Here is a 17,591-nt window from a genome sequence, read left to right as displayed (position 1 = left end):
TAAAACCTCAGATAAAAGATGAGGTTTCCCTCAGGTTCGTGTCATACTGGTTGTCTACCCAACCGATCGAATCTGGTCGGCGGCTGACACCAAGGATTTGCATCGATGACGACACTTGAACCGTTTATGCCCATTGCCCCCTCGACCGAACGTCGGACGACACTTGCCGACCGAATCAACACAGGCGAGCGTTATGCCCTCGCATTCGGTGGTCAGGGGATGGCATGGCTAGAACCGTTCGCCGATCTCATCCGCGATTTCGCGCTCGAGAACGAAATGTCCACGCTGTTGACCGGTGCCGATGCGCTCATCGCCCCCGTCGCCGACCAATTGGCGCGCGTCGATGCGCCGTTCACTCCGTTGACCTGGGCCAATCAGCTCGCCATCGCGGTGTCCGCCGATGACATCGATGCGCCCGACGTTCCCGGTGCTGATGTACTCGGCTCGGCCGCGGTGTCGGTGCCAGGCATCCTGCTGGCCCAACTCGCCGCGCTCCGTGCACTGGTCCGTCAGGGCATCGATCCCGCCGTCACCGCGCCGGCAGCCGTCATCTCGCATTCGCAAGGTCGTCTGGCCCGCGCCTCGGTCGAGGGCGTTGACGACGTGCAAGTCCTTGCATTGGCACGCCTCATCGGCACCGCCGCCACAATCGTTGCTCGTCGTCGCAACCTGCTCGGCGACGCGATGCTTAGCATCGCCAACGTCACCCCCGAATCCATCCGTGACATCGTCGCCGCGATGCCTGAGTCAGCCGTGGCATTCGTCGGTGTACGCAATGCCCGCCGTACCGTCGTCGTCTCCGGTTCGCCGGCAAGCCTGGCCGCTTTGCAGGCCCGCTGTGAGGATGTCGCCGCCGCGGACAAAGCTGAGCTCGCTCGCAAGGTACGCGGTGGATCCGCATTTGCGCCGGTCTTCGAATTCCTCGATTCCGAGGTCGCGTTCCACCATCCGCTGATGGCCGAAGCTGCGGATCTGGTCGCTGAGTGGGCTGCCGTATGTGGACTCGACACCGAGCTGGCCCGCAGCCTTACCCTCGAATCGATCGTCGACCCTGTCGACTGGGTCGACGCCCTCGACGGTGCCGTTGACGCAGGTGCGTCGTGGCTCCTCGACCTCGGCCCCGCCGACCTGATCAGCCGTATGTCGGCCCGTACGATTCGCGCACGTGGCGCTGTCGCCATTGCGACGGCGACGCGTCGTGGTCACCGTGAACTCACCAGTGCGGGCGCGGCGCCCAAGCGCAAGCAGGCGTGGAGCAGCTATGCGCCAAAACTGATCGCCCTGCCCGACGGTGGGCTGCACGTCGAGACCCGCTTCACCCGCCTGACCGGCCGCTCGCCGATCTTGCTCGCTGGCATGACACCAACGACGGTTGACGCGAAGATCGTGGCCGCGGCCGCCAATGCTGGCTTCTGGGCCGAGCTCGCCGGTGGCGGGCAAGTCACCGAAGAGATCTTCACTGACCGCGTCGCCGAACTCGACGATCTGCTAGAGCCAGGACGCAGTTACCAGTTCAACTCGCTCTTCTTGGATCCTTACCTGTGGAAGCTGCAGCTGGGGCAGAAGCGACTCGTTCAGAATGCTCGCGCCAATGGCGCTGCGATCGATGGTGTGATCGTGACCGCCGGCATACCCGAACTTGAGGACGCCGTGGCGCTCGTCGCCGAATTGCGTACGGTCGGCATCAGCCACGTCGTGTTCAAGCCAGGCACCGCGAAGCAAATCAAGGCAGTCGTCCAGATCGCCAAAGAAGTGGCACCGTCGCCGATTATCGTTCAGATCGAGGGCGGCAAAGCCGGTGGGCACCACTCGTGGGAAGACCTCGACGAGCTACTTATCGCCGCATACTCCGATCTGCGTGACTGCGATAACGTCGTGGTTTGCGTTGGCGGTGGCATCGGCACACCCGAAGCTGCCAGCAGCTACCTGACCGGAACCTGGGCACTCAAGCATGGTTACCCGGTTATGCCGCTTGACGGCATCCTCGTTGGCACCGCCGCGATGGCCACGCTCGAGGCGACGACCGCTCCCGAGGTCAAACAACTGCTCGTCGACACCCGTGGCACCAACACGTGGATCGGTGCAGGCGCCGCAAAGGGCGGTATGGCCTCCAATCGCAGCCAGCTCGGCGCTGACATCCACGAGATCGACAACACTGCATCGCAGGTCGGACGCCTACTTGATGTGGTGGCCGGTGACGCCGAAGCTGTCCAAGCGCGCCGCGACGAAATCATCACCGCCGTCAATGGCACCGCGAAGCCTTATTTTGGCAATGTTTCCGAGATGACGTATGCCACTTGGCTCCGCCGCTTCGTCGAGCTCGCAGCACCTGTCTCAGCCAATGGTCGGGCTTGGCTCGATGTCACGCAGCGCACCCGTTTCCACAACATGATTCAGCAGGCTGAAGCACGTCTGAACACTGCCGACAAGGGCCAAATTTCGACGCTGTTCGTCGAGCTGGATTCGGTCGACAACGGTCCGACGGCGGTCGGTGAACTGCTTGCTGCCTACCCGCATGCCGAGACGATTGTGTTGCATCCGGCCGACGTTCCGTTCTTCCTAGACCAGTGCCGGCTGCCGGGCAAACCAGTCAACTTCGTCCCCGTCATCGATGGCGATGTACGCCGCTGGTGGCGCTCGGACTCGCTGTGGCAGGCTCACGATCCGCGCTACTCAGCGGACCAGGTCTGCATCATCCCCGGCCCGGTCTCGGTTGCCGGAATCACCCGCATCAACGAACCAGTTGCCGAACTTCTGCAGCGCTTTGAAGACGAAACAATCGACGGATTGCTCGCTGCCGGCGATGCGCCGCTAAGCGTTCCTGGCCGCCGCCGCGTTGCTTCGGCCGGACGTGAGCTCGCACTCGTGCTGGCCTCGACCGACGTCATCTGGGCTGGCCGTACGGTCCGCAATCCGATCCACCGCCTCGGCGACGATTGGGTCATCGTCGATGATGTCACGGCCGAAAATCCCGAAACGGGGGCCTCGTTGGCGGTTACCGATGCCAATGTCGCGGTCCTCACTGTTCCGTTGGCGGCAGCACCGTCAGCCGCAGCATCAGCTAAAGACGTACTCACCCTCACGATCGAGATCGATGCTTCGGTCGCGCTCGGCTCAGCACCGGTCATCACGACCGAGGCTGCGGCCGAGGCCATGACTGCGCTGCTCACGGGCGCTGCCGGCGGCACCCTGCCGAGTGTTGAGTCCGGCGTTGCCTCGCTGTCAGTCGCTTGGAACCCAGATCTCATCGCCGACCACGTTGGCGTCACGGTCAGCCGTGGCGCGGATCGCCCGCGCAACGCAGTACCTGACGTCCTCGTCGGATTGTCTTGGCCTGCGGTCTTCGCGGCGCTCGGTGACACCGTCGTCGATGGCACGCCGGTAGTCGAAGGCATGCTCGATCTGGTCCACCTTGATCACGCGATCGCGCTCAGCGCGCCGCTTCCAACCACGACGGCGACGCTCACAATTGATGCGCACGTCGATTCGGTGGCCGAAACCACGATGGGCCGCATCATCACGATCGACGTTGCGGTCGCCGACGGATCGACCCCGGTCGCCACGTTGACCGAGCGGTTCGCGATCCGTGGCCGCAACGGCGCCGGCAAGCTCGACGACCCGAAACGTGCCGGGGGAGCCGCTGACACGGATCTCACCGACACACCGCGTCGCCACCGGGCGTCCGCCTCGGTCGTCGCGCCCACCGACATGAGCGCATTCGCGCAGGTGTCGGGCGATCACAACCCAATCCATACGAGCCTCGCGGCAGCGCGTCTTGCTGGCCTCGGTGATCCCATCGCTCACGGTATGTGGCTCTCGGCCGCTGCGCAGCAGGTCGTCGCTGACCGCCGCATCATCGGCTGGACGACGCGTTTCCTCGCGCCGCTCGCACCGGGCAGCACCGTCGATCTGCGCGCTGAGCGTGTCGCGGTTGTTGACGGCGATGAAATCATCGAGGTCACCGCGCGCGCCGATGGCGAGCTGGTCATGGCCGCTTCGGCCCGACTCGAAGCACCTCGTACGGTTTACGCTTTCCCCGGCCAAGGCATCCAGCACAAGGGCATGGGTATGGCCGGCTACGCCCGGTCGAAGGCCGCCCGCGACATCTGGGACCGCGCTGACGCGCATACTCGGGCGGTTCTTGGCTTCTCGATCCTGACCGTCGTGCGCGACAACCCGACGGTGCTCAAAGCCAACGGCGTGACCCATCGTCACCCCGATGGTGTGCTGTTCCTGACGCAATTCACGCAGGCCGCGATGGCGACGCTTGGCGCCGCCCAGATGGCCGAACTGCGCGAATCAGGCAACTTTGCGGAGGGCTCGATCTTGGCCGGTCACTCGGTCGGCGAGTACAACGCACTTGCCGCCGTTTCGGGCGTAATCCCGCTCGAAGCAGTGGTCGAGGTCGTGTTCCAACGCGGCTCGGTGATGCATACGCTCGTCGCACGCGACGCCAAAGGCCGCAGCAACTATCGGCTGGCCGCGATCCGCCCGTCGCAGCTCGGACTCGCCGATGACGCCGTCATGCCATTCGTTGCCGACGTCGCTGAACAGTCCGGCGAATTCCTCGAAATCGTCAACTTCAACCTGCGCGGTTCGCAGTATGCGATCGCCGGCACGATCGCCGGCTTGGAAGCGCTCGAAGTTGCGGTCAACGAGGCCCGTGACGCCTTTGGCGGACGCGCTGCGTTCGTGCTCGTCCCCGGCATCGACGTGCCGTTCCACTCGACCGTGCTGCGTGGCGGCGTGCCCGAATTCCGGCAACGTCTCGAAGACCTGCTGCCGGCTGAGATCGATCCGGTCATTCTGACCGGTCGCTACATCCCCAACCTGGTACCGAAGCCGTTCTCGCTGGAGCGGGCTTTCGTGCAGGAGATCGCCGACCTTGTTCCCTCTGAGCCGCTCAATGCGGTCCTCGCTGATTTTGCGGACTGGTCACAGCGGCCCGCCGAGCTCTGCCGCACGCTGCTGATTGAGTTGCTGGCCTGGCAGTTCGCCAGCCCGGTGCGCTGGATCGAGACCCAAGATCTGATGTTCGGATCGGAGCTCGGCGTCGAACGCTTCATTGAGATCGGCGTCGGCCAGGCGCCGACCGTGGCGAACCTCGCCAGCTCGACGCTCAAACTGCCCGGCTTTGACGCTGACAGCGTTCAAGTCCTCAACATCGAGCGCGAGAGCACGATCGTGTTCTCGACCGACGAGGATCCCGTGGCACACGATGAAGACGTTGCTCCGGTCGATGAAGCGCCCGTAGCTTCGGCACTGGCGGCGGCTCCTGCAGCGGCTGCTCCGGTCGCGGCGTCGGGTGCGCCCCGACCAGCAGATCTCAGCTTCGATGCCGCTGATGCGACCCAGATCCTGATCGCCATGTGGACCAAACTGCGGATCGACCAGATCGGTAGCGCCGATTCGATCGAGTCGTTGTGCGATGGTGTGTCTTCGCGCCGCAATCAGTTGCTCGTTGATCTCGGTGGCGAACTATCGCTCGGCGCGATTGATGGCGCCGCTGAAGCTGATATGCCGACGCTCGCGACAACGGTCAATCGGCTTGGTCGCGGCTACAAGCCATTCGGGCATGTTCTTGCCGAGGCGATCGCCGACGTTCTGCGCAAAGTCCTTGGCCCGACCGGCCGCCGACAGGCTTCGATTGCTGAGCGGGTCAGTGACGTATGGCAACTCGGCCCCGGCTGGACCGATCACGTCACGGCCGAACTAGCCATGGCGACCCGCGAAGGCGCCAGCGTCCGTGGCGGAGCCTTCGGTGACCTTTCGGTCGCGAGCGGCGCGGATGTCGACGCTGCGATCGACGCAGCGGTGGCAACGGTTGGAGCGCGCCAAGGCGTTCAGGTTGCGATCCCGGCCGCTGCTGGCGGCGACGCAACCGTGGACGCGGCTGCCCTAGCTGAGATCACCGGCCAGATCACCGGAACCGACGGCGTCCTCGCCTCGACTGCGCGCCATCTGCTGGCGGAGTTGGGGCTCAATACCCCCGCGCCGATGGTCGAAGCTGATGCCGCCGATGCAATCGTTCTTGAACGAGTCGCAGCCGAACTCGGCAGCGACTGGGCACGGCTCACCGCGCCGGCATTCGACGCCAAGCGTGCCGTGCTCCTCGACGACCGCTGGGCCACCGCACGTGAAGACCTCGCCCGCATTTGGGCCGGGGATGACATCACGGCGTCTTTCACCGCAGCCGGCAAGGCTGTAGCGACGCAAGCACAGTGGTGGGCCGACCGGGCACGCACCGAAAATCGTGCCGGCCTCGTTGAACGCTTCGAAGCGATTGCAGTAGCTGCGGTCGAAGATGAGGCGGGCGACTGGACCGATGACCTCGCGGTTGTCACGGGTGCCAGCAAGGGTTCGATCGCGGCCGGAATCGTCGCTGAACTCCTCGGTGGCGGAGCGACAGTCGTTGCCACGACATCACGACTCGACCGTGATCGCCTTTCGTTCTATCGCTCGCTCTATCGCGATAATGCTCGTGCCGGTGCTGCTCTGTGGGTCGTTCCGGCCAACATGGCCTCGTTCGCCGATGTCGACGCGCTCGCCGACTGGGTTGGCAATGAGCAAAGCGAATCGCTCGGCGGTCAGAAGATCGTTATTAAGGACGCAATGACCCCGACTCTGTTGTTCCCGTTTGCGGCGGGCCGGGTTGCTGGCGACATGACCGATGCCGGAGCCCGCTCCGAGGTCGACATGCGCATCCTGCTCTGGTCGGTCGAACGCCTCATCGGGGCGCTCGCCGAACACGGTCAGGACATCGACATCGATGCGGTCCTGCACGTCGTACTTCCCGGCTCGCCCAACCGTGGCATGTTCGGTGGCGACGGCGCCTACGGTGAGGCCAAGGCCGCGCTCGACGCAATCGTCGCCAAGTGGAGTGCCGAGTCGAGCTGGCAGGACCGGGTCAGTCTGGCGCACGCCATCATTGGCTGGGTCAAGGGCACCGGGCTGATGGGTCAGAACGATCCACTGGTCGATGCAGTGGAAGCCGCCGGCGTCCGCACCTGGACCACCACAGAGATGGCAGCCAACCTGTTGTCAGCGTGCAGCGTCGAGGCCCGCATCTCGGCCCAACACGCACCGCTCACCGTCGATTTCACCGGCGGACTCGGCGGCACCACACTCGACCTGCAAGCACTCGCGGCTGATGTCGAGTTGCCGGCTATTGATCTGGATGCTGTTGGTCTGGATGAAGAGCTGGCGGGATTGATCGCTGCCCTGCCAGCCTCGCCGGCGCAGCTCGACGCGTCTGAACCGTTGGCGTGGGACGACATCGACGTCGCCCCCGAGGACCTCGTGGTTATCGTCGGCACGGGCGAAGTTGGCCCGTATGGCTCGGCGCGCACGCGCTTCGAGATGGAGGTTAGCGACGAACTGTCGGCGGCCGGTGTCCTCGAACTCGCCTGGACCACAGGGCTTGTTACCTGGGAGAATGAGCCAAAGGCCGGTTGGTACGACACGGAATCGGGCGACTTTGTCCCCGAGTCCGACATTGCCGACCGCTATCACGACACGGTTGTTGAGGCGTGCGGCGTGCGTACATACGTCGACTCCGGTTCGATGGTCGACAACTCATTCCCATTGCTGACCTCGGTCTATCTGGACAAGGACCTGACGTTTACCGTCACGAGCGAACCCGAGGCGCAAGCGCTGCGCGAGGCCGATCCTGAGCACACGCTCATCGAGCCCGGCGCCGACGGCGACTGGGCAGTCACCCGGAAGGCGGGCACCGAGATTCGCGTACCGCGCCGGATGAAGCTGACCCGTACGGTCGGCGGCCAGATCCCTACCGGCTTCGACCCGACCGTGTGGGGCATCCCGGCTGACATGGCCAATTCACTCGACCGGGTTGCGCTGTGGAATCTCATCGCGACCGTCGATGCCTTCCTCAGCAGTGGGTTCAGCCCGGCCGAACTGATGCGCTGGGTTCACCCCGCGCAGGTGGCCAGCACGCAGGGCACCGGCCTGGGCGGGATGGAGTCGATGCATTCGCTCTACATCGACACGCTGCTGGGCGAGTCCAAGCCGAACGATCTGCTGCAGGAGGCGTTGCCCAACGTCATTGCCGCGCACGTCATGCAGTCGTATGTCGGCGGTTACGGCGCGATGGTCCACCCGGTCGCAGCGTGTGCCACGACCGCAGTTTCGGTCGAAGAAGGCGTCGACAAGATCAAACTTGGCAAGGCCGATGTGGTTGTTGCCGGCGGCTTCGACGACCTCGGCGTCGAGGGCATCGTTGGCTTCGCCGACATGTCCGCGACCGCCGACAGCGCGGCGATGCGCGCCAAGGGGATCGAGGACCGCTACTTCTCGCGGGCCAACGATCGCCGGCGTGGTGGGTTCGTCGAGTCGCAGGGCGGTGGCACGATCCTGTTGGCTCGCGGCGATGTTGCCGCCCGCATGGGTCTGCCAGTTCTCGGTGTGATCGGTTGGGCGGGTTCATTCGCCGACGGCATTCATACGTCGATCCCAGCCCCTGGCATCGGTGCGTTGAGCGCCGCGCGTGGGGGGCCGGAGTCGCGACTGGCCAAATCGCTCGGCAAGCTCGGCGTCAGCGCCGATGACATCGCGGTGGTGTCCAAGCACGACACCTCGACAAATGTCAACGATCCGAACGAGTCGGAGCTGCATGAGCGGCTCGCCGGGGCGTTAGGCCGCAGCGATGGCAATCCGTTGTTCGTGGTTTCGCAGAAGTCGCTGACTGGTCACGCGAAGGGCGGCGCCGCCGCATTCCAGCTGATCGGCCTGTGTCAGGTGCTCGATGGCGGCGTCATACCGCCCAACCGTGCACTCGATTGCGTCGATGAGGTTCTTGCCGACAATGAACACCTCGTATGGCTGCGCAGTCCGCTTGCACAGCCGGCGCTCAAAGCTGGCATCCTGACTAGCCTCGGCTTCGGTCACGTGTCCGGGCTGATTGCGGTTGTACATCCGCAGGCCTTCGTCGAGTCGTTGCCAGTTGCCGAGCGGGAGTCTTATCTGGCGCGCGCACATCAGCGGCGGATTGCTGGCCGGATGCGGCTCGCACAGGCGATGTGCGGCGGCAAGACAATGTATGAACGTCCGGCCGACCGGCGGCTCGGTTCGGACGGGGTTCGGGCGCGAGAGGCAGCGATGCTTCTCGATCCGAACGCGCGACTTGATGTGAACGGCGTTTATCAAGGCGCGGCCTGCTCGTGAGCGTTGCCGGTGGCAGTTCCTCCCGCTTGCGGGGGATCGGCATTGACTTGGTCCATATTCCCTCGTTCCAGGATCAGTTGAGTCAACCCGGCACAAAATTTGAGCAGGTGTTCACATCCGGCGAGCGAAGTGACGTGCACTCAAGGGGCTCCCACCCTGCACGTCACTTCGCCGCTCGCTGGGCTGCAAAAGAAGCGGTCATCAAGGCCTGGTCGGAGTCGATCTTTGGTGAACCGCCGGTGCTGGATGAAGACATTTATCAGTTGATCGAACTGGTGACTGACGCTTGGGGCCGGCCGCGGATTGTCCTGCACGGTGAGGTCGCCAAGCGGCTGCCCGATGTGTCCCTCAACGTCTCACTCAGCCACGACGGTGACTACGCCACGGCCTATGTCGTGATGTCCGACCAGTAAGCCCCCTTCCGGGGTTTACCACGGTCGCACGGCAAACCTGATCTGAACGCGGCAAACTTGCCTGGTGTAGATGGAGTTCACCGTGGTGAGTCAGCGCAGCGGGATCGTCACAGCGTTGCGCTGATACAGGCGCCTCGACTGTTCGAGCGCAGCCTTGATCCGCTCGGTGGTATGCCGCTGTTGTGCCGCTGACAGGTCGAACCAGGTCCAACGGCTCATGCCGAATCGTTCACCACGCATGAGGTCTTCTCGGACTTTCTCGTCGGTGACAACTCGACCGGGATCATCTGAGTATGGGTTGAGTCGGCCATACTTGATCATCCCGTCGAATTCGCCGAGATGACAATAGTCGAGCCAACCGAAATCGGCGCGTCCGAGGAGCCGTCCGTCCCGGTCTCGCACCTCATACTGAAGTGTCGGCGCGGGAAGTCCCCAGCGCCATGCCATGTATAAAGATCGGGTTTCGCCAACACTTTCACACTTGCCGTTGGCCAATTGGCACGCGAGCCGAGCGCGCCTCGCTCCGCGCCAATTGGTGAAACGGCCCGTGATCTCGGCTAGTTCCGGCGCTGTGACAACGTTTCCGTGCAGCGCTGAACTGGCCAAGACCATACCTGATTCGACGGAGTTGATCAGGCACGTTTCAGCGACGGCGCGTGCCGGCTTGACGTACAGCCGGCCATTGATCTCCTCGAGGTCATCGGCAGGAAGCACCAACCCCGAGTGGTGGGTGACGCCCGCCTCCGTACGACCGGTGTGTCCGTCCAAGCGGGTGACGTGCACCGTCGATAAATCGGTGTCATAGAGGTCGAAGCCGTGTTCTGTCGCCGCCGAACTGTGGGTGATAGCTACCGAGTCCCCGAGTCGATCGGCGACCACGTGCGTAAGCAGTCGATGGCGACCTTCTGGACGAAGCCCGGTCCAGGCGTTGGCAGTGGCGTATGCGCCGTGCCTGATTCGAACAATTGAGTTCGCACGACGAGCTTGGGCGATGTGATCATCGGTGAATCCCGCGTCCAATAACTCGTGCCGAGTGATATATCCCTTGGGGCCGGCTAATTGATCGAAGTAGTCATTCATGGGTCCGACGATTGTCGAGTTATCACCGGTTGGCTGCGACGAATGTGTGGCCGGTGGATAACTTTGCGCACGAGAGGGGTTGTGGATGCACGATGCGGCCCCGGCAAACCTCATCCCCCCGCGGCAAGTTCGCAGTGCTCTGGCCGGCTATACCGGGGGACCGTGGTAAACCCGGGTGGGCTATTTTTTCGGCTCCCAGGTGCCTTCCGCGCCGATTAGATAAGCGCCCAACAACCGTTTGAGTTCGGTGATCGTTTCGCTATGTGATTGGCCGTCACGGATCGAGAAGTTGAGCATCGAATAGACGACGTGCACGATGACCTCGGCCATGATCGTGCGGCGCTCACGCGGAGTGTTGGGCGTCAGCGGTCCGAGGATGTAGGCGACCTCGGCGGCAAGCTCACGCTCGTTGACGGCGGCGGTGGCGCGGGTCGCGGGCGTTGACTGGACCGCCAGCCAGACCGCTCGACGCGAGCGATCGGTGGACCAGAGGATGGCCATGTGGTCGACGAATTTGGACAGGAAGCGCAACCAATCAAGGCTGGGCAGTTCTTTGCCGAATGCGGACAACTCGGCCCTGACGCCGATGACATCCTGCCGGTCGAGTTCGCACACGATCACATACTTGTTCTGGAAGAACTGATACAGCGTGCCGATCGGGAGTTCGGCCCGGTTCGCGACTTCTTCGCACGTGAAGGACTCGAAGCCCACGTCGATCAGGAGCTGGCGTGAAACCTGCAGCAGCCGATCGAATTTAACCTGGCTTCGCTCCTGAGTCGGCCGCCGACGCGGTTCGAGGATTTCCACCGTCACACGGGCAACCCTAGCGACTTGCGGCGAGCCCCGCGTCGATAAGCGGCTCGACCATGGACCCGATGCCTTCGAAACCCGATCCGAGGGTCTGTCCGTGTACGTGCCGATAGTGGATGCCTTCGAGGATCACCGCGAGCTTGAAGAATGCGAGGCCAAGGTGAAACGCAATATGTGAGTCGTCGCGCCCAGATTTCTCGGCATACCGCGCCAACATCTCTTCACGGCTCGGATAGCCGGCAGCCTTCGGCGCATCGGTGACCATCGAAGCCGCAGCGCTTTGTGCCGGGGCTGCCTCAGCCAGTTGCTGGTAGGCCAGCAGCACTGCGACATCGCTCAAAGGATCGCCGAGGGTGGACATCTCCCAGTCGAGTACGGCTGTGACGCGGTCATTATGGTCGACCAGCAAATTATCGAGGCGGAAGTCGCCGTGGACGATCGTGGCTCCCGATTCCAAGGGCAAGGTAGCTTCGAGCCGATCGATCAACTTGTCCATGCCGGGCAGTTCGCGGCTCTCGGAGGCGGCCAACTGTTTTTTCCAGCGCGCAATCTGCCGGCCAAGGTAGCCTTCGGGCCGGCCGAAATCGCCGAGGCCGACCGCCTGATAGTCCACCGCGTGCAGATCGACGAGCGTGTCGATGAGCCGTTCGCCGATTGCGTGGGTCCGCTCCGCGCCGAGCACTTCGAGCTCGGAAGCTCGGTTGTATGGCGTGCCAGCCACTTTCTCCATGACGTAGAACGGGGCGCCGATGATCTCCACATCGGTGCACAGCGCGATCATCTTGGGCACCGGAACGGCGGAGCCATCAAGTGCCGCCATCACCCGATATTCGCGACCCATGTCGTGAGCGGTGGCCAGCACATGGCCAAGCGGAGGGCGACGAACAACGTATTCGCTGCTGCCGTCGCTGACCGAATAGGTGAGATTTGACTTGCCACCGGTGATGAGTGAAGCGCTCAGTGTCCCATCGACGGTCCCTGGCGCCTGCGCGTCCAACCAGACGCGCAGGGCAGCAAGGTCGAGACCCCTAGTTTCGGGCACGTTAGTCCTTCGGTCCGCCGGCGACGTAAATGACCTGGCCGGACACGAAGCCAGCGCCCTCGCTCACAAGGAACGACACGGTGTGCGCGATGTCTTCGGGCTGGCCGACGCGTGCGACGGGGATTGTCTTGGCAACTTCGGTCTTGAACTCGTCGAAGCCGACGCCGATACGCGCGGCAGTGGCCTCGGTCATTTCGGTGGCGATGAATCCGGGTGCGATCGCATTGGCGGTGACGCCATAGCGGCCGAGTTCAATTGCGAGCGTCTTGGTGAAGCCCTGCATGCCGGCCTTGGCCGCAGAGTAATTGGCTTGCCCGCGGTTGCCGAGCGCCGAGGTGCTCGAAAGGTTGACGATGCGGCCGAACTTGGCCTCGGTCATGTGCTTCTGAGCGGCCTTCGACATCAGGAAGGCACCGCGGAGGTGGACGTTCATAACAGCGTCCCAGTCTTCGACGGGCATCTTGAACAGCAGATTGTCGCGGATGATGCCGGCGTTGTTGACGAGCACGGTGGGCGCGCCGAGTTCGGCCACGATCTTTTCAAATGCGGCGGTGACGCTGTCAGCGCTACTGACGTCGGCGCCCACAGCGAGTGCCTTGCCGCCAGCGGCGGTGATGGCGTCGACAGTCGGCGCGCATGAGGCCTCGTCCAGGTCGAGCACGGCAACGGCAAAGCCGTCGCTGGATAGCCGTTTGGCAACTCCGGCGCCGATTCCGCGGGCCGCTCCGGTGACGATCGCAATGCGCTGTTCGGTCACGATTTCTCCTTACAAGGTCGAAACAAAGTCGAATAAGAGCGCCATGCTAAGCGCTTGCTTAGCAATCTACCTTACGCATCCTTCGACGTACAGGCTGATGCGAGAAACCGTATGTGAAAATACGAGGTTTCCCTCATGTTCGTGTATAGTTGAGGAAAACCTCATGTTTATAGGAGTCTCTTTTGACGCAACTCGACACCGGCAATGTGTCCACCGGTCCCCGCGCAGTGCTCGCGCACCGCAGGCGCGAACGTATGAGTCGCATCGAACCCAGGGGAACACGGGAATTCACTGCTCGCGAACGTGCAGAAATGTTCGTGGATGCTGGCTCGTTCGTCGAAATCTCGCCTTTACGCAAGGCGGGCAACAGCGCCGGCAGCGGCGTCATCATCGGCTGGGGATTGACCAGCGGCCATCCCGTCGTTGTGGCCAGTCATGACGCCGCAGTCGCGAGTGGCGCGATCGGCGCGATCTTCGCCGAGCAAGTCATGCGCGCGCAGCGGCTCGCGATCGAGAAGGGCTTCCCGATCGTCTACATCAACGATTCTGGTGGCGCCAACATCAACGATGGCATTCATGCGCTGCACGGCTGTGGTGGAATCTTCCGTAACAACGTCGAGGCGCAGAAGCGGATCCCGCAAATTTCACTGATCCTTGGCCCCTGTGCCGGCGCGGCTGCTTATTCACCGGCACTGACCGACTGGACCATCATGGTCAAGGGGCAGGGCCAAATGTTCCTAACCGGCCCAGAGATCGTCAAGGCTGCAACGGGCGAGGATGCCCACCCCGATGACATCGGTGGCTCGACCCTGCATACACGTGACAGTGGCGTTGCCCATCTCGAAGTTGAATCTGAGACCGAGGCATTCGCTGCCGCTCGGTTGCTGCTGTCTTTTCTGCCGCCGCGCGCCGACGGGCCTGCCAAGCAGACCACTGCGGTCGCCGCTGATCTCGATGCCGTACACGAGCTGCCGCATCTCGTCCCCGAGCGCGCCAGCGTCGTTTTTGACATGAACAAACTGCTCGACGGTGTGCTTGATGCTGGACCGCGATTCGAACTCTCACCGACCTACGGCACGAGCGCGCTGACACTATTCGGCCGTCTCGAAGGACGTCCGGTCGCTGTCGTCGCAACCCAACCGGCATCCCGTGGCGGGATCATGGACTCGCGCGCATCGGTCAAGATCGCGCGGTTCGTTGAGTTTTGTGGCCGTTTCGGCTTACCGATTCTAACCTTCGTCGACGTGCCCGGCTTTCTCCCTGGCACCGTCGAAGAGAAGCGCGGCGTCATCACCCATGGTGCCAAGGTGCTCAAGGCCTACGTCGAAGCGCCCACACCACGCCTCACCGTCGTCGTGCGCAAAGCATACGGCGGCGCCTACATCGCGATGGGTGCGCGCTCGCTCGGCGCAGACTTCACCTGGGCTTGGTCGGGCTCAGAAATTGCTGTAATGGGCCCGGGCGGCGCGGTGGCACTATTGCATCGCCGCGCGCTCAAGGCCGCCGACGATCCGATTGCGCTGCGCGATGAGCTCGCTGCCGACTACCGCGAACAGGTCGCACGGCCATACGTTGCTGCCGAAGCCGGCATCATCGACGACGTCATCTTGCCCGAGGAGACGCGCAGCCGCATGGCCGATGCGCTCGCGATGCTGCATCACGAAGCGGACTTCCCGGGGCTGCCCACTCATGTATGAGGCTAAGGCTGAGATCGTCGCGAACGTCTGGAAAGTCCTTGCTCATGAGGGCGATGCGGTCGAGAAGGGCGACACGATCGCGATCCTCGAGACGATGAAGATGGAGATTCCGGTCTTCGCGCAAGCGCCAGGAATGATCAGTTCGATCACCGCGAGCGAAGGCACGATCGTCCAAGAGGGCGACGTCATCGCAGTGGTGGAGGACCCGGTCTGACAAGATCGGCGCGTGAGTGATTTCAACCTGCAAATGCGTTGGGCGGATCTCGATACGCTCAATCACGTCAACAATGTGCGTTACATCGACTATGCGCTTGAGGCGAGTGCGCAACTGCGTGACGACGGTGTGCTTTCTGACGACCACTCGATCGCCCGGATGGAAGTCGACTTTCTTCGGCCACTAATGCTGAGCGGCACACCGGCACGTATCACCAGCACAGCGTCGGACACATTGGTGCAGGAGATCTGCGCGGGCGATGACGTCTTCGCCCGCGTCACGACGACGTTCGGCCCCTCGACGGCGCCTGATCCGGGCCCAGCGAGTGCTCAGATCCATGAAGCACAACTGCGGCGCGGCGACCTCGGCTCGGATGGTGCAGCCACGCCAGCCAAGATCTTCGAACTGTTTCAAGAGTCCCGAATCTTACATTTCTCCGGATTGATGGGTCACGAAAATGCGGGACGCTTTGTCGTCGCACATCTTGCGGTCGACTTCATCCGGCCCATCACGTGGCGGCCCGAGCCACTGAGCATTGCCTCGCGAGTCACCAAAGTCGGCAATTCGTCGCTGGGGGTCGGTTCACAAATCGTCGATGCCAGCGGGGCGTACGCGACCTGTGACGCAGTGCTTGTCGGCTTCAACATGGCGACCCAGTCGTCGCGTCGTTTCTCGGACGAGGAACGGGCTCATCTGCAATCCGTGCTAGAAAATTAGCCCTCGGCGTGTTGACCATGCTGTGCTGTTGGTTCATGGCCCAACCCGCCTTCGCTTCGCTCAGACCGGCGTGTTGACCATGAACGTCGCCGCGTGCTGGATGTAGGTCCAAAACTCGGCGTCGTGTTCGGGCGCCAGGGCTGCCTTGTCCAGGCCTGCGCGGAAGTGGCCAAGCCACAGATCGCGGGCGTGTGGGGTTACCTCGTAGGGGGCATGCCGCATGCGCAACCGTGGGTGACCACGCTGCTCGCTATAGGTAGTCGGCCCGCCCCAGTACTGCTCCAAGAACATCGTGAACCGGTGTGCTGCGGGCGCGAGATCTTCTTCGGGATACATCAGCCGAAGCTCTTCATCGACCGCCACGCCTTCATAAAACGTATCGACGATTAACTTGATCGTCGCGTGGCCTCCGATGGCCTCGTAGAACGTCATCTCACTCATTATTGGCCTCCGCCGACGATAAACGAAGTGGGCATCTTGATGCCCTCTGAATCGAACTTGATCTTGATGCGGTGGCGCAATTCGCGTCCGACTGCCCATTGCTGGCCTGGAACGGTCTTGAGCACCACACGTACGACGATGCCATCCTTGTCGAAGCTCTGAACCCCCCACACCTCGGGCGGCTCAATGATGGTGTTCTGGTATGCCTCATCGGCCGCCAACCCGGTCGCCACCTCATTGAGCACGCGCTGGACGTCGTCGATCTTCGATTCGTACGCGACGGTGATGTCAAGGACCGTTCGGGCCCAGTTTTGGCTTTGGTTGCCGACGCGCAGAATCTCGCCGTTGCGGACATACCAAACTGTGCCGTTGACGTCGCGCAGGCGCGTAACGCGCAGTCCAACGGCCTCGACCACACCATTGGCCTCGCCGAGATCTACCGAGTCACCAACTCCGTACTGATCCTCGAGAATCATGAACAGCCCGGCGAGGAAGTCTTTGACAAGGGACTGGGAGCCGAAGCCGAGTGCCACGCCGACAATTCCCGCGCTAGCCAGAAGAGGAGCGATGTTGTAGCCGAGCTGATCGAGAATCATCAGGAACACGATCGTGATGATCACGCTGGTCGCGATGCTCTTGAGCAGCAAACCCATCGTTTCGGCGCGCTTGCGTCGGCGCTCGTTTGAGCCGGGCCGCAGATCGGCTAGGAATGCGCCGGCTTTCGAACTGGCAAGAATTCCCGGAACGCTGCCTTTTTCGGCTTTTGTGGTGATCCGCCCAATGAAGTGATGGATCAGCCAACGCAGCAGGAATCCGATGACAAGAATCCCGAGGATTGCGCTCGGTCGGGCGATCAGCCACTCGTACGCCGAGCCTTTGGGCATGTTGAGGTCGAGGTATGGCATGCCACTAGGTTACGGGCGGCTAATATAGAGGTATGCGCACTCCCTCACGTATCGCGATTGTCCTTGTCGCCGTTGCCGGTGTCGTCTTCGTCGGTGCAGGTTCGGCACTGGCCGATACTCCGATGACCTGGGAAAATCCGCCGCCGCAGTCCGATCTTTCCGCGCTGTTATTTTTCGGTGGTAGCGCGCTTGCGCTGATTGTTGGATTGACGCTATTTGCTCTTCTGACCGCGCGACACAACTACACGCCGCCCGAGCCGGGCAACGAGATCAAGGTTCACCCCGGCCACTGAGCATCGTCGAACTGAGTATCGTCTAGTCGGTGACTCGGC

At 62.8% G+C, this 17,591-nt stretch carries 12 protein-coding genes; 6 read left to right on the top strand and 6 right to left on the bottom strand.

The genetic code is table 11. The features are described 5' to 3' along the window. Positions 1-105 precede the first annotated feature (105 nt). Entirely contained in the window at positions 106-9,183 is a 9,078-nt protein-coding gene (locus AC2YB9_RS13145) for a fatty acid synthase subunit beta domain-containing protein (protein WP_487265791.1), read from the top strand. Next, positions 9,180-9,596, top strand: coding sequence for a holo-ACP synthase AcpS (gene acpS, locus AC2YB9_RS13140; RefSeq protein WP_487265790.1), 417 nt, complete (start codon positions 9,180-9,182; stop codon positions 9,594-9,596). Before AC2YB9_RS13145 ends, acpS begins: the two co-directional genes overlap by 4 nt. Before the next feature lie 90 nt (positions 9,597-9,686). Here the strand turns inward: acpS and AC2YB9_RS13135 are convergent, their stop codons facing one another. The 4 genes from AC2YB9_RS13135 to fabG all read right to left on the bottom strand — a co-directional run bounded on the left by AC2YB9_RS13135 (position 9,687) and on the right by fabG (position 13,285). Beyond that, entirely contained in the window at positions 9,687-10,676 is a 990-nt protein-coding gene (locus AC2YB9_RS13135; protein ID WP_487265789.1) for a hypothetical protein, read from the bottom strand. A 180-nt stretch (positions 10,677-10,856) separates the two neighbouring features. Beyond that, on the bottom strand, positions 10,857-11,489 hold the full coding sequence (locus AC2YB9_RS13130; RefSeq protein ID WP_487265788.1) for a TetR/AcrR family transcriptional regulator: 633 nt from the start codon (positions 11,487-11,489) through the stop codon (positions 10,857-10,859). A gap of 10 nt (positions 11,490-11,499) precedes the next feature. Next, positions 11,500-12,528 (bottom strand): phosphotransferase family protein, encoded by a 1,029-nt coding sequence (locus AC2YB9_RS13125; RefSeq protein ID WP_487265787.1) that lies wholly within the window; start codon positions 12,526-12,528, stop codon positions 11,500-11,502. A 1-nt stretch (position 12,529) separates the two neighbouring features. Further along, complete coding sequence (gene fabG, locus AC2YB9_RS13120; RefSeq protein WP_487265786.1) at positions 12,530-13,285, bottom strand: 3-oxoacyl-ACP reductase FabG; 756 nt, start codon at positions 13,283-13,285, stop codon at positions 12,530-12,532. A gap of 182 nt (positions 13,286-13,467) precedes the next feature. Between fabG and AC2YB9_RS13115 the strand changes: the two genes are divergently transcribed. The 3 genes from AC2YB9_RS13115 to AC2YB9_RS13105 are packed head-to-tail and all read left to right on the top strand — an operon-like array spanning position 13,468 to position 15,913. Continuing rightward, entirely contained in the window at positions 13,468-14,982 is a 1,515-nt protein-coding gene (locus AC2YB9_RS13115) for an acyl-CoA carboxylase subunit beta (protein ID WP_487265785.1), read from the top strand. After that, on the top strand, positions 14,975-15,196 hold the full coding sequence (locus tag AC2YB9_RS13110) for a biotin/lipoyl-binding carrier protein (protein ID WP_487265784.1): 222 nt from the start codon (positions 14,975-14,977) through the stop codon (positions 15,194-15,196). Before AC2YB9_RS13115 ends, AC2YB9_RS13110 begins: the two co-directional genes overlap by 8 nt. A 12-nt stretch (positions 15,197-15,208) precedes the next feature. Next, a complete protein-coding gene (locus tag AC2YB9_RS13105; protein ID WP_487265783.1) occupies positions 15,209-15,913 on the top strand; it encodes an acyl-CoA thioesterase in 705 nt (234 codons plus the stop codon). Positions 15,914-15,973: 60 nt separating this feature from the next. On the opposite strand, the gene AC2YB9_RS13100 is transcribed toward AC2YB9_RS13105, so the two are convergent. Further along, positions 15,974-16,354 (bottom strand): globin, encoded by a 381-nt coding sequence (locus tag AC2YB9_RS13100; protein WP_487265782.1) that lies wholly within the window; start codon positions 16,352-16,354, stop codon positions 15,974-15,976. After that, positions 16,354-17,259 carry a mechanosensitive ion channel family protein gene (locus tag AC2YB9_RS13095; RefSeq protein WP_487265781.1) on the bottom strand — a complete coding sequence of 302 codons (906 nt, stop codon included), beginning with the start codon at positions 17,257-17,259 and terminating at the stop codon, positions 16,354-16,356. Before AC2YB9_RS13095 ends, AC2YB9_RS13100 begins: the two co-directional genes overlap by 1 nt. A 32-nt stretch (positions 17,260-17,291) precedes the next feature. On the opposite strand from AC2YB9_RS13095, the gene AC2YB9_RS13090 reads away from it, so the two are divergent. Next, a complete protein-coding gene (locus AC2YB9_RS13090) occupies positions 17,292-17,552 on the top strand; it encodes a hypothetical protein (protein ID WP_487265780.1) in 261 nt (86 codons plus the stop codon). The last annotated feature ends 39 nt before the right edge of the window (positions 17,553-17,591 follow it).

Source organism: Aeromicrobium changchenzhani, assembly GCF_057586615.1.
This window is presented reverse-complemented; position numbering and strand designations above follow the sequence as displayed.